This window comes from Roseomonas gilardii subsp. gilardii, assembly GCF_023078375.1.
GTDB lineage: Bacteria > Pseudomonadota > Alphaproteobacteria > Acetobacterales > Acetobacteraceae > Roseomonas > Roseomonas gilardii.
In genome coordinates this window covers 1851050-1864341 of sequence record NZ_CP095554.1, presented here as the reverse complement: position 1 = coordinate 1864341, position 13292 = coordinate 1851050, and the positions used below count along the sequence as shown (strand labels likewise).

The 13292-nt window shown below is 68.9% G+C and carries 8 protein-coding genes and 1 pseudogene; 3 read left to right on the top strand and 6 right to left on the bottom strand.

Annotation, left to right across the window (positions count from 1 at the left end; translation table 11 throughout):
* Positions 1 to 463 precede the first annotated feature (463 nt).
* Complete coding sequence (locus tag MVG78_RS08250) at positions 464 to 2122, bottom strand: DEAD/DEAH box helicase (protein ID WP_247559871.1); 1659 nt, start codon at positions 2120 to 2122, stop codon at positions 464 to 466.
* Positions 2123 to 2593: 471 nt separating this feature from the next.
* On the opposite strand from MVG78_RS08250, the gene MVG78_RS08245 reads away from it, so the two are divergent.
* Both MVG78_RS08245 and MVG78_RS08240 read left to right on the top strand, forming a co-directional pair.
* Positions 2594 to 4651 carry a putative bifunctional diguanylate cyclase/phosphodiesterase gene (locus MVG78_RS08245; protein WP_247559869.1) on the top strand — a complete coding sequence of 686 codons (2058 nt, stop codon included), beginning with the start codon at positions 2594 to 2596 and terminating at the stop codon, positions 4649 to 4651.
* A 73-nt stretch (positions 4652 to 4724) separates the two neighbouring features.
* Complete coding sequence (locus MVG78_RS08240; protein WP_247559868.1) at positions 4725 to 6683, top strand: ABC-F family ATP-binding cassette domain-containing protein; 1959 nt, start codon at positions 4725 to 4727, stop codon at positions 6681 to 6683.
* Here the strand turns inward: MVG78_RS08240 and MVG78_RS22025 are convergent.
* The 5 genes and pseudogenes from MVG78_RS22025 to MVG78_RS08225 form a co-directional block, all read right to left on the bottom strand.
* Entirely contained in the window at positions 6602 to 6796 is a 195-nt protein-coding gene (locus MVG78_RS22025) for a hypothetical protein (RefSeq protein ID WP_428480805.1), read from the bottom strand. The two genes, MVG78_RS08240 and MVG78_RS22025, sit on opposite strands and share 82 nt — an antisense overlap.
* Positions 6797 to 6892: 96 nt before the next feature.
* A pseudogene (locus tag MVG78_RS22020) lies at positions 6893 to 7150 on the bottom strand (SpoVR family protein); the annotation flags it as partial.
* On the bottom strand, positions 7114 to 8124 hold the full coding sequence (locus MVG78_RS08235; RefSeq protein ID WP_428480779.1) for a SpoVR family protein: 1011 nt from the start codon (positions 8122 to 8124) through the stop codon (positions 7114 to 7116). The pseudogene MVG78_RS22020 and the gene MVG78_RS08235, both read right to left, overlap by 37 nt.
* Before the next feature lie 20 nt (positions 8125 to 8144).
* Positions 8145 to 9443: a YeaH/YhbH family protein gene (locus MVG78_RS08230; RefSeq protein ID WP_247559866.1), complete on the bottom strand. Its 1299-nt coding sequence runs from the start codon at positions 9441 to 9443 to the stop codon at positions 8145 to 8147.
* Between the two features lie 31 nt (positions 9444 to 9474).
* Positions 9475 to 11421 (bottom strand): PrkA family serine protein kinase, encoded by a 1947-nt coding sequence (locus MVG78_RS08225; RefSeq protein WP_247559864.1) that lies wholly within the window; start codon positions 11419 to 11421, stop codon positions 9475 to 9477.
* A gap of 610 nt (positions 11422 to 12031) precedes the next feature.
* On the opposite strand from MVG78_RS08225, the gene MVG78_RS08220 reads away from it, so the two are divergent.
* On the top strand, positions 12032 to 13273 hold the full coding sequence (locus tag MVG78_RS08220) for an aminopeptidase (RefSeq protein ID WP_247559862.1): 1242 nt from the start codon (positions 12032 to 12034) through the stop codon (positions 13271 to 13273).
* Positions 13274 to 13292 lie beyond the last annotated feature (19 nt).

The following is a 13292-nucleotide window of genomic DNA, read 5'->3' as shown; positions in this document are numbered from 1 at the left end:
CCCCCAACGCCGCGCCGGCGGGTTGGTTTCCCATCCCGCCACCAGACGAAAGACTGTTCCTTTTCAGAAACATAGCTACTTGCCCGGGGCGGCATAGGCCCCACCGCCCGCGCCTCGCGGGGGCATGGCTCTGTGCCTCGCCCCAAGCCCCCCTATCCGCCAGGCCCCTGCGGGCCCTGAACCCGGTTCGTTGGCGCCTGCTGCGCCGGATTGCGCCGGAGAGCCAAGCCTTCCAGCGACTGCGGGCGCCGCTCGCGCGGGCAGGGTGTTGTTTTTCTTTTCGGGAGCTCGCCATCCACCTGCGCCCGGGGATCAGGCATCAGGCTGATGGCCACCACCGGCGCCAACGAAAGCCCGGGGTCCGGGGACCGGCTTCGGTCCCCGGCGGAGAGGGTGTGGGAGAGGCGGCGCCTCTCCCGCGAGGCCCGCCATCAGGCGCTACGCCCGTACCGGGCGGGCGGGTTCAGCCCCGCGAATGCCGCGGCGGCCCGGCATGGCGGAAGGACGAGCCGCGCCCGTGCCCACCTCCATGCCCCCCACGGGGCCGGTCCCGGCCATGGGCCTCGCGTGGCCCGTCGAAGAAGGGCGGGCGCACCGGGTTGCCGTGCCCCAGCGGCTCGACCTGGATATGGGCATCCTCGCCCTCCGCCCGCCGGGCGGCGGCGGCGAAGCGGCTGGCGGCGGCGGCGGCCACCTCGAACTGAGTCTCGCGCCCCAGGATGCGGATGCGGCCGATCTCCCCGCGCGTCACATGGCCACGCCGGCACAGGAAGGGCAGCAGCCAGCGGGGATCGGCATTCTCGTTGCGCCCGACGCTGGCACGGAACCAGACACCTTCCGGCCCGCCCTGTCGCTCCGGCCGCTCGCGCGGGGTGCGGTCCCTGGTATCCGACAGCTCCTCCGGCGCCGGCAGGGGGCCGCGCAGGGTGCGGATCAGAGCGGCGGCGACCGCCTCGGCCGAATTCTTCTCCAGCAGGCCGCGGGCCATCGCCAGATCATCCTCCGCCGCCTCCTCGGCCACCAGTTCGGTGGCCTGGACGACCAAGCGCTCATTGTCCTTCGCCCGGATCGTCTCGGCGGAAGGCGGCGGCCCCCACTGGGCATTCACCCGGGCGGCGGCCAGCAGCTGCTCCCCGGTGCGGCGGCGGTTATAGGGCACCAGCAGCACGCTGACGCCCTTCCGCCCGGCCCGGCCGGTGCGGCCGGAGCGGTGGGTCAGGGTCTCGGGGTCGCGCGGCAGCTCGGCATGGATCACCAGCCCGAGATCCGGCAGGTCGATGCCGCGCGCCGCCACGTCGGTGGCGACGCAGACCCGCGCCCGCCCGTCACGCAGCGATTGCAGGGCACGGGTGCGCTCCGCCTGCGACAGCTCGCCGGACAGCGCCACGGTGGAGAAGCCGCGCTCGGTCAGGTTGCCGTGCAGACGGGCCACCATGGCGCGGGTGGCGCAGAACACCATGGCGAGGCGCGGGTCCTCGAAGCGCAGGATGTTCACCACCGCCCGCTCGATCTCATGCGGGGCGATGGTGATGGCGCGGTGCTCGATGTCGCCATGCCCGGCGCCGTCGCTCTTCACTTCGATGCGCTGCGCGTCCTTCTGATAGGAACGCGCCAGCGTGGCGATCTCGTGCGGCACAGTGGCCGAGAAGAGCAGCGTGCGGTGGGGGTCCGGCAGGGTGTCGAGGATGGCCTCCAGCTCCTCGCGGAAGCCGAGGTCGAGCATCTCGTCCGCCTCGTCCATCACCACGACCTGCAGCGTGTCCGGACGCAGGTTGCCGCGGTCCAGATGGTCGCGCAGGCGGCCCGGCGTGCCGACCACCACATGGGCGCCGCGCGACAGGTCGCGCCGCTCGGCCACCGGGTCCATGCCGCCGACGCAGGAGACGACCCGGCCACCGGCGCTGCCGTAGAGCCAGGCCAGCTCGGTCTTCACCTGCAAGGCCAGCTCACGCGTCGGGGCGATCACCAGGGCGAGCGGCGTACCGGCGGGGAGGCGCTCGGCCGTGCCGAGCAGGTTGCTGGCCATGGCCAGGCCATAGGCCACGGTCTTGCCGGAGCCGGTCTGGGCGGAGACCAGCAGGTCGCGCCCCGCCGTGTCAGAGGCGAGGACGGCGGCCTGCACCGGCGTCGGCTCGGCATAGCCGCGTTCGGCCAGGGCCAGGAGAAGGGGGAGGGAAGGTCGGCAGGGAATGGCATGTCGTGCTTTGCTGAACGCGGCGCGCCGGATGGCGATGCGGTCGGGGTCGAATTTTCACCAGGCCCGACAGGACCACCGCAGGGCACCGCGCCGGGGCGCTGAGCAAACGGCTGGGCGCGGGCTGCGTCCGCGGGCTGGCCGGATGATACGGCCCGGCCGCGCCGGAGGCTGCCCCGCCTTTCAGGCTCCGGCCAAGCGTCGGGACGCGCGCGGAAAAGGGGATCAGAAGGTCGGCAACTACCGAATTGCCCCCTGTAAGTCCAGCGAATTTGGCGCAGGGCGGACCCGGCGCCAAATTCGCGGCGAAATCCATCCCAAAACACAACCTTTGATTGCACTTCTGGCTATTTTGAGCTGGATTCGGGAAACTCCAGAGCAAGACTGGCCTTAGTTACAATGTCCGCACGCCCTAACGAGACACCAGCCTCTCTGGACGCCAGCCAGCCTCCTCTGGAAGGGCTGATCCGCCTCGATCAGCTCCGCGCCGTGCGTCGCAGCGTGCTGATCTCCCTCCCCGTCACGATGCTGCTCAGCCTCTCCAACCTGGTGATGGCAAATTACGGCAGCCATGGGGAGGCGGGCCTGATCTGGTTCTGGGCCAGCATCACGGTCAACCTGCTGCGCAGCCTGCTCTGTGGCTTCCCACCCCGCGCGATGCTGCTGGATGGCCGGGAATCCCGCGCCGTCCGCCTCTGGTTCCAGGCCATGTGCCTCCTGGCCTGGTGCTCGGGCATGATCTGGGCGGCCGTGCCTGTGCTCTGCGACGGCTACACGACCCCTCAGGCGCCCTTCTTCCTGGTGGTGGTCTGCGGCATCACCGCTGGTGCAGTGGTGCATGGCACCGCCTATGCCCGCGTGCCCATCTGCTTCATCACCCCGGCCCTCTTCTCGGTGATCGTCTGCCTCGTCTGGGCCGGCAGCTTCGAGCAGCGGATGCTGGCCGCCACGGTCGCGCTCTATACCGCGGCGCTGGTCCGCAGCGCCTGGGAGGGCGAGCGTGCCTTCCTCCAGGCCAGCCGCAGCAAGCAGGAGGCCCGGGCCCTGGCCACCTCCCTGCACGAGTCCCACCGGCAGACCCTCGACATCGCCGAGGACCTGCGCCACCGCGCCACGCATGACATGCTGACCCAGGTGCTGAACCGTGCCGGCTTCATGCAGGCCCTGGACGACAGCCTAGCCCAGGCCAGCCCCGGCCATGCGCCGCTGCGGATGGAGGATGGACCGCATTGCCTGATGCTGCTCGACCTCGACGGCTTCAAGTCTGTCAACGACCTCTTCGGCCACAAGGCGGGCGACCTGTTGCTCGCCGAGGTCGCCCAGCGGCTGCGGCAGGCCCTGCCCAGGGGCTACGTGCTCGGCCGGCTCGGCGGCGACGAGTTCGCCGTGCTCGGCCGCCTTTCCCCGAACACCCTGGACCCGGAGCGCGAGGCGGCGGAACTGGCGACACGGCTGACGGCGGCGGTGGCGATTCCCTTCACGGTCTGCGAGGCCGGCCGGGTCGGGGTGAGCATCGGCGTCTTCTGCGACCACCCCCCCGGCTCCCCCTCGGGCATGGCCGCCGGGAGCGAGGAGATGCTCTCCTGCGCCGACGCCGCCCTCTACGCCGCCAAGCGGAGCGGGCGGAACCGCTTCTGCCTGTTCGACGACACGCTCCGGCGGCAGCGCGACATGACGCGCGATATCGAGCGCGACCTCCCCCGCGCCCTGGCGGAGGGAGGGCTGCAGGTCCACTACCAGCCGCTGCTGCGCCGCCCGGGCGGCACCCTGGCCGGGATGGAGGCGCTGATCCGCTGGAACCACCCCCGCCACGGCCCGATCGACCCGCCCGCCATCATCCTGGCCGCCGCCAATTCCGGACAGGCGGAGCCGCTGCTGCGCTTCATCCTGCGGGATGTCTGCCGCATGATCGCCACGCTGCGCGGGATGGGGCATGCGGAGGCGGTGGTGAGCATGAATGTCTCCCCGCGCGAGATGACCCAGTTCGGCGTGGCCCGGCTGATCATGTCCACCCTGGCGGAGTTCGGCGTGCCGGCCGGGATGCTGGAGATCGAGCTGACCGAGGAGGCGATGATGGACCTGCGCATCGCCCAGGCCGGGCTGGACACGCTCGGCCGTGCGGGGGTGCGGATCGCCATCGACGATTTCGGCGTGGGCTTCGCCTCCCTCGGCTCCCTGCAGAAGCTGGAAGTGGACCGGATCAAGATCGACCGCAGCTTCATCTCGGGCATGGTCGGGGCGCGCAGTGACCAGGTGCTGGTGCAGGCGGTGCTGAGCCTGGCCCGCTCCCTGGAGATCGAGGTCGTGGCCGAGGGCGTCGAGAACGAGGAGACGCTGCAGATGCTCGACCGCTTCGGATGCCCCATCGTGCAGGGCTACCACCTCTCCCCGCCCCTGCCGCCGGCCGCACTGCTCGACCGGGTCCGCCAGTGGGATGCCGCCCTGCCCTATCGCTGAGATCCCAGCCCCTCGGCACGGGCCGCCGCCTGATCTCCCCTTCCCGGCCGATCCGCTCTACATGCGGGGCGACATGGCTCCTCCTCCCCTGCTCCTCCTGACCGACATCCGGCAGAATTTCGGCACCACCCCCCTGCTGGCGGGCGCCTCCCTCGGCGTCGGGGCGGGCGAAAGGCTGGCCCTCGTCGGCCGCAACGGCTCGGGAAAGTCCACGCTGCTGAAGATCGCGGCCGGGCTGGTGGAGCCGGATGGCGGCACCCGCTTCGTGCAGCCCGGCGCCACCGTGCGCTACCTGCCGCAGGAGCCCGACCTGTCCGGCTTCGCCACCACCCTGGCCTATGTGGAGGCCGGGCTCGGCCCGGGGGACGATCCCTACCGCGCCCGCTACCTGCTGGAACAGCTCGGCCTCTCGGGCGAGGAAACCCCCGCCGTCCTCTCAGGCGGCGAGGCCCGGCGCGCCGCCCTGGCCCGCGTCCTCGCGCCGCAGCCGGATATCCTGCTGCTGGACGAGCCCACCAACCACCTCGACCTCCCCGCCATCGAATGGCTGGAAGGCGAGTTGCGCTCCATGCGCTCGGCCCTGGTGCTGATCTCGCATGACCGCCGCTTCCTGGAGAACCTGTCCCGCGCCATGGTCTGGCTGGACCGCGGCGTGACCCGCCGGCTGGACCAGGGCTTCGCCCATTTCGAGTCCTGGCGCGACCAGGTGCTGGAGGATGAGGAGCGCGAGGCGCACAAGCTGACCCGCAAAATCGCGCGGGAAGAGGACTGGCTCCGCTATGGCGTCACCGCCCGGCGCAAGCGCAATGTCCGCCGCCTCGGCGAGCTGCACGACCTCCGCAAGAAGCGGCGCGAGCGGGTGGGCGCCCTGGGCAAGGTCAGCATGGCCGCCGCCGAGGCGGGCGGATCGGGCTCCCTGGTCGTCTCCGCCGAGGAGATCAGCAAGGGCTATGACGGCCGCACCGTCGTCGCCCCCTTCTCCACCCGCGTCCTGCGCGGCGACCGGGTGGGCATCGTCGGCCCCAACGGCGCCGGCAAGACCACGCTGCTCAACATGCTCACCGGCGGCCTGCCGCCGGACAGCGGCGAGATCCGCCTCGGCACCGGACTGGAGATGGTGAGCCTGGACCAGCGCCGCGCCAGCCTCGACCCCGCCATGACGCTGCAGAAGGCGCTGACCGGCGACGACAGCGACCTTGTCCATGTCGGCGGCGGCACCCGACACGTCATCGGCTACATGAAGGACTTCCTCTTCCCCCCGGAACAGGCGCGCACCCCCCTGGGCGTGCTGTCGGGTGGGGAGCGTGGCCGCGTCATGCTCGCCCGCGCCATGGCGCGCCCCAGCAACCTCCTGGTGCTGGACGAGCCGACCAACGACCTGGACCTGGAAACCCTGGACCTGCTCCAGGAACTGATCGCCGACTATGCCGGCACGGTCCTCCTGGTCAGCCATGACCGCGACTTCCTCGACCGCTGCACGACCTCGGTCATCGCCTATGAGGGGGAGGGCCGCTGGCAGGAATATGCTGGCGGCTATTCCGACATGGTCGCCCAGCGTGGGCATGGCGTGCAGGCGCGAGGGCAGGCCGCCGCCCCGCCCCCCTCCCCGCCGCGAAATGCCCCTGCCCCGCCCTCCCAGGCGGAAGAATCCCCCATGGGGCCCCGCAAGCTGAACATGCGGGAGCGGGAGGCGCTGAAGACCCTCCCCACCCGCATGGACAAGCTGCAGGCCGAGATCCGCAAGCTCGGCGAGATCCTGGCCGATCCCGGCCTCTATGCCCGCGACAAGCCGCGCTTCGACAAGGCCAGCACCATGCTGGCGGAGCGGCAGGAGGAGCTGGCGAAGGCCGAGGAGGAATGGCTGGAGCTGGAAATGCTGCGCGAGGCCGCCGAGGGGGCTGAGACGGGCGGCGGCACCCGGCCGCCATCCGCCCCCGCCTCACGCCGGCCTCAGACCCGCAAGGGCCCCGCGCTGTGGGTCGCCAGGACCGCATCCGTCATGGCGTCCACCTCCACCAGCTTCACCTCATAGCCCCAGAGGCTGGCGAGGTAGCGGAGCGTGGTCTCGGCGTCCTTGGCCTGCAACAGACGCCCCGGCTGGGTCCGGTGCTGCAGCATCAGCCTGCGGTCGCCCGCCAGGTCCACATCCACCACCTGCACATCCGCGGTGTTCACCCCCGGATCATAGGTACGGGCCAGGGAGCGGCGGATCTCGCGATAGCCATCCTCGTCATGGATGGCGTCCACCAGCAGATAGGGCTCCCGCGTATCGTCATGCAGGCGGAACATGTGGAACTTCCGCATCACCGCCGGGGACAGGAACTGCTGGATGAAGCTCTCGTCGCGGTAGTTCGCCCAGGCATCCCGCAGCGTGCCCATCGGGTCGCCATTGCCCGCGAAATCGGGGAACCAGCGCCGGTCCTCGGCGGTCGGCTCGCGGCAGATGCGCTCGATATCCGACATCATCGCATAGCCCAGGGCATAGGGATTGAAGTCCCCCCCGCCGGATGGTCGAAGCCGGGCTGGGTGATGACGTTGCTGGTCGAATGCAGCACCTCCAGGAAGGCCGCGTCGTCGATCAGACCCTTCTCGTGCAGCCGCGTCATGATGCGCTGGTGCACCCAGGTGGCGCAGCCCTCGTTCATCACCTTGCCCTGGGGCTGCGGATAGAAATACTGGGCGATCAGCCGGACGATGCGGATGATCTCCCGCTCCCAGCTTTGCAGGCGCGGCGAGGTCTTCTCCAGGAAATAGAGGAGGTTCTCCTCCGGCAGGCCCAGGCGGCGGCGGCGTTCCGCCACCATGTCCATCCCCGGTGCGGGCTTGGTGGTGGGCACCGTCCGCCACAGGTCGTTATAGACCTTCTCGTCATACTCGCGCCGCTCGCGCTGCCGCCGCTCCTCGGTCTGCAGGTTGAGCTGCCGGGTGCCGGCATGGCGGTGCACTCCGTGATGCGACAGCGCATGGGCGGCATCGAGCACACGCTCCACCGCCGCCGCCCCGAACCGGTCCTCGCAGCGCGCCACATAGGAGCGGGCGAATTCCAGATAGTCGAGGATCGAGGCGGCCTCGGTCCATTGCCGGAAGAGATAGTTGTTGCGGAAGAAATGGTTGTGACCGAAGGCGGCATGGGCGATCACCAGCGCCTGCATCGTCGCCGTGTTCCCCTCCATCAGATAGGAGATGCAGGGGTTGGAGTTGATCACCACCTCGTAGGCGAGGCTGGTATAGCCCTTCCGGTAGCTGACCTCGTGCTGCAGGAAGCGCTTGCCGTAGGACCAGTGCCGGTAGGTCAGCGGCATGCCGTGCGAGGTGTAGATGTCGAGCATCTGCTCGGGCGTGATGATCTCGATCCGGTTGGGATAGACCTCCAGCCCCAGCTCCTTCTCGGCGATCTCCTCGATCGCGTTGTAGGAACGCCGCAACGTCGGGAAATCCCAGTCCGTGCCGGTGTAGAGAAGCTCGGCCCCCATTCTTCCGTCCTCCCCTGGGCTCAGCCGGCCGGCGCCGTACGCTTGCTGAACAGGTCGCGGAAGACGGGGAAGATGTCCTTCCGCTCCCCGACCCGCCGCAGCGCCAGGTTCTCGGCCCGCCCGGCGACCGGGGCATAGCCCCGCCACAGGTCGCTCTCCCCCCGGATCACCGCCCCGGACACGCCAACCTCGATATAGGCGAAGTACTGCACGATCGGCAGGATGTCCTTCTCCAGCAGGGACACGGCCCTGGGCGTGTCGCCGCTGTAATTGTCGCCATCCGAAGCCTGGGCGGCATAGATGTTCCAGGAATCCGCCGGGTAGCGTTCCTTCTGGATACGCAGCAGTTCCTCCAGCGCCGAGGAGACCACCGTGCCGCCGGTGCGCGGATCGGTGAAGAAGGTCTTCTCGTCCACCTCCTCCGCCGCCTCGGTATGGCGGATGAAGACCAGGTCCACCCGCTTGTAGCGCCGCTCCAGGAAGACATGCAGCAGCAGGAAGAACCGCTTGGCCAGGTCCTTCATGCTCTCGGTCATGGAGCCGGAGACGTCCATCAGGCAGAACATCACCGCCCGCGCCGTCGGCCGCGGCGTCGGGGTGAAACGGCGGTAGCGCAGGTCCACCGGGTCCACCCAGGCGATCCGCCCCAGCCGCCGCAGCGCGTTCGCCAGTTCCTCGCGCAGCAGCGGCAGGCGCTCCGGCGCCTCGCCGCTCTCCTCCAGCCCCGCGATCTCCGCCTCCAGCGCCTGGATCTCCTCGGTCTTGGGGCGCCGCAGCCCGATCCGGCGGGCCATGGACTGGCGCATGGTGCGCGCCATGTCGAGCTGCGAGGGCGCCCCGTCCGTGCTGATCCCGGCGCGGGAGGGCGCGACATTCTCCACATCCATGACCTGGGCCTTCACCAGGTCCGGCAGCTCCAGATCCTCGAAGAACAGGTCCAGGAACTCGTCCCGGGTCAGCACGAAGCGGAAATTATCCTCCGACTGCCCCTGGGCATTGCCCGCGCCCTGGCCGCCGCCGCCATCGCCGCCCGCGCCCCCGGGCGGCCGCTTGATCCGGTCGCCGACCGAGAACTCCTTGTTCCCGCCCAGCACGATATCCCGCTGGCCACTGGTGAAGACGGTGTGGAAGAACGGCTCGTGCAGGCTGTCGGCCGGGATGGTGACCGCTTCCCCACCCTTGCCGACCTCGCGCAGCGTCCCGCTGTCCACCGCCTCCCGCACCGCCCGCGTCACGGCCGAGCGTGCGCGGGCGAGAACGCGGCGGCGGTTCTCCAGGTTCTTCCCATGCGGGTTCGGACGTCGGTCGATAATGTCCAAGCCGTGTGCCTCGCTCCCCGGGGCCCTTACCTCAGGCCGACTGCTTCACGCGCATGTACCACTCGACCAGGCGGCGGACCTGCCGCTCGGTATAGCCGCGGGACACCATGCGCTCGACGAAGTCGTTGTGCTTCTTCTCCGTGTCGCCATCCTTCTTCGAGCCGAAGCTGATGACGGGGAGCAGGTCCTCGACCTGGCTGAACATCCGCTTCTCGATCACGTCGCGGATCTTCTCGTAGGAGGTCCAGGACGGGTTGCGCCCGCCATTGTTGGCCCGAGTCCTCAACGCGAACTTGACGACCTCGTTGCGGAAATCCTTCGGGTTGGCGATGCCCGCCGGCTTCTCGATCTTGGTCAGCTCCGCGTTCAGCAGTTCCCGGTTCAGCATCTGCCCGGTATCGGGGTCCTTGAAGTCCTGGTCCTCGATCCAGGCATCCGCGTAGTCGAGATAGCGGTCGAACAGGTTCTGGCCGTAGTCGTGGTAGCTTTCCAGATAGGCCTTCTGGATCTCGTTGCCGATGAACTCGGCATAGCGGGAGGCAAGCTCCGACTTGATGGTGGTCAGGTAGTTCTGCTCGACCTCGGCGGGGAACTGCTCCCGCTTCACGGTGTTCTCCAGCACATACATCAGATGCACCGGGTCGGCCGCGACCTCGGTCGGGTCGTGGTTGAAGGTGGCCGAGAGCACCTTGTAGGCGAAGCGGGTGGAGATCCCCTCCATACCCTCGTCCACCCCGGCGGCGTCCTTGTACTCCTGCATGGTCTTCACCTTGGGATCGGTCTCGCGGAGGTTCTCCCCGTCATAGACCCGCATCTTGGTGAAGGGCCGGGAATTGGCATGCGGCTTCAGCCGCGACAGCACGGCGAAGCGGGCCAGCATCTCCAGCGTGTGCGGGGCGCAGGGCGCCTCGGCCAGAGCGGAGGAGGAGATCAGCTTCTCGTAGATCTTCGTCTCCTCGGTGACCCGCAGGCAGTAGGGCACCTTCACCACGTTCACGCGGTCGAGGAAGGCCTCGTTGGTCCGGTTGTTGCGGAAGCTCTGCCACTCCGCCTCGTTGGAATGGGCCAGGATGATCCCGTTGAAGGGGATGGCACCGATATTCTCCGTGCCGAGATAGTTGCTCTCCTGCGTCGCGGTCAGCAGCGGGTGCAGCATCTTGATCGGGGCCTTGAACATCTCGACGAATTCGAGGAGGCCCTGGTTGGCGCGGTTCAGCCCGCCCGAGAAGCCGTAGGCGTCCGGGTCGTTCTGCGAATACATCTCCAGCTTGCGGATATCGACCTTGCCGACCAGGGCGGAGATATCCTGGTTGTTGTCGTCGCCCGGCTCGGTCTTGGCGATGGCGATCTGCTTCAGGCGGGAGGGGTGCAGCTTCACCACCCGGAACTTCTGCAGGTCGCCGCCGAACTCCTCCAGACGCTTCAGCGCCCAGGGGCTGGCCAGCCCATTCAGGTAGCGGCGCGGGATGCCGAACTGCTTCTCCAGGACCGGCGCCATCCGCTCCGGCTCGAACAGGCCGAGCGGGCTCTCGAAGACCGGGCTGAGGTCGCGCCCGGCCTTGAGCACATAGATGGGCTCCTGCTCCATCAGTGCCTTCAGCCGCTCGCCCAGCGAGGACTTGCCGCCGCCGACCGGGCCCAGCAGGTAGAGGATCTGCTTGCGCTCCTCCAGCCCCTGCGCCGCGTGGCGGAAGAAGGCGACGATGCGCTCGATCGTCTCCTCCATCCCATAGAACTCGGCGAAGGCCGGATAGATCCGGATGGTGCGGTTCAGGAAGATCCGCCCCAGCCTTGGGTCCTTGGCGGTGTCGATCGTCTCGGGCTCGCCGATCGCCCGGAGCATGCGCTCCGCCGGGGAGGCGTAGCAGCCCGGGTCGTCGCGGCAGGCTTCGAGGTATTCGGGCAGGCTCATCTCGGCCTCGCGGCGCTGCTCGCGCAGCGAGGAGTGCAGGGAGAAGATGTCATCGAGCGGAGCCATGGAACCCTCCGGAAAAAGAGATGTTGGCGACGGGCGGTGCTCTGGTCAGTCCTTGCGACAGGAAACAGCGGCCTGAATTCCGCGCCGCACGCCGATGCCATAGGAAAATTCTGGGCACGGCGCGGACAACGGCAAGAGAGCGATACACAACGGTTTCAAAGAAATGCGGCCCTCTGGACTGGGCCGGACACACGGGATCAACTTCGGTTGCCCCGGCCCGTGGCGGAACGTTACAATCCCGCGGGCTTCACCTTGCTTGGATATGGAAACGTAGGGCAGTCCTGCCAATAGCTTCAACTCCATTCCTCATGGATTGTGGGAAGAGAGTTGCACTGTGGTTTTCGCATCCTGTTGCAACGCCGAGACAGCATGCCATGCCACCGGCGGATTCGCTTCTTTTTTTGGATATCCGGTGATCATCGGACCTCTCCCGCCGTCCTTGGGAATCGTCCCATGCAATTCGCTTGCCGCCGCCGGCGCGCCGGAGGTCCGCTGGGATGCCCGATGGGATGCCCGATGGGAGCCAGGCGGGATTCCGGGCCGCGGGGGCCTTGATGGGCAGCGCGATCGGGCCTCTTGATCGGGGCCACATCCTATCCGGAGGCTCCCGATGACCCAGACATCCCTTCCGCTCGAACAGCGCATCGACCGGCTCGCCGAGGTCGCCGTCCGCGTGGGTCTCGGCCTGCGGGAAGGGCAGGAGCTGGTGATGACCGCGCCGCTCGATGCCCTGCCCCTGGTGCGGCGGATCACCGAACATGCCTACAAGGCAGGCGCCTCGCTCGTGACCACGCTGCTGAGCGACGAGGAAATGACCCTCGCCCGCTTCCGCCACGCGCCGGACAGCGCCTTCGACACCGCGCCCGGCTGGCTCTTCGAAGGCATGGGCAAGGCCTTCGCCGGCAATGCCGCCCGCCTCGCCATCACCGGGGAAGACCCGAACCTGCTGTCCGCCGAGGATCCTGAGAAGGTCTCCCGCGCCAACCGCGCCCGCTCCAGGGCCTATCTGCCGGCGCTGGAGCGGATCGTGAACTTCGACATCAACTGGACCATCGCCTCCTTTGCCACCCCCTCCTGGGCCAGGGCCATGTTCCCGGACGAGACGCCGGAGGCCGGGGTGGCGAAGCTCTGGGACGCCATCTTCGCCGCCTCCCGCGTCGATGCGGCGGACCCGGTGGCGGCCTGGGCGGCCCACAATGCCAGCCTCCATGCCCGCACCCGCCTGCTGAACGGCAAGCGCTACAGCGCGCTCCGCTTCCGCGGCCCCGGCACCGACCTCACCGTCGGGCTGGCCGACGGCCATGCCTGGCTGGGCGGCGCCGAGGTCGCCAAGAACGGCATCACCTGCAACCCGAACATCCCCTCCGAGGAGGTCTTCACCACCCCCCATGCGGCGCGGGTGGAAGGCCATGTCCGCTCCACCAAGCCCCTCTCCTATGGCGGCACGCTGATCCGCGACATCGCCGTGCGCTTCGAGGGCGGCCGGATCGTGGAGGCCCAGGCCAGCACCGGGCTGGAGGTGCTGCAAAAGGTGCTCGACACCGACGAGGGCGCCCGCCGCCTGGGCGAGGTCGCGCTGGTGCCCCATTCCTCCCCCATCTCGGCCAGCGGGCTGCTCTTCCTCAACACCCTCTTCGACGAGAACGCCGCCTGCCACATCGCCCTCGGCCAGGCCTACAAGACCTGCTTCGATAACAGCGGCAGCCTGACCGACGAGGCCTTCACCGCCCAGGGCGGCAACAAGAGCCTGATCCATATCGACTGGATGATCGGCTCCGGCGCGGTGGACGTGGACGGCATCACCGCCTCCGGCGAGGCCGAGCCGGTGATGCGACAGGGCGAGTGGGCCTAGCTAACCCGACCGGCGGGGA

Coding starts and splice junctions, on each gene's coding strand:
- MVG78_RS08245 (WP_247559869.1), top strand. CDS start 2,594: ATGTCCGCACGCCCTAACGAGACACCAGCCTCTCTGGACGCCAGCCAG.
- MVG78_RS08240 (WP_247559868.1), top strand. CDS start 4,725: ATGGCTCCTCCTCCCCTGCTCCTCCTGACCGACATCCGGCAGAATTTC.
- MVG78_RS08235 (WP_428480779.1), bottom strand. CDS start 8,124: ATGGGGGCCGAGCTTCTCTACACCGGCACGGACTGGGATTTCCCGACG.
- MVG78_RS08225 (WP_247559864.1), bottom strand. CDS start 11,421: ATGGCTCCGCTCGATGACATCTTCTCCCTGCACTCCTCGCTGCGCGAG.
- MVG78_RS08220 (WP_247559862.1), top strand. CDS start 12,032: ATGACCCAGACATCCCTTCCGCTCGAACAGCGCATCGACCGGCTCGCC.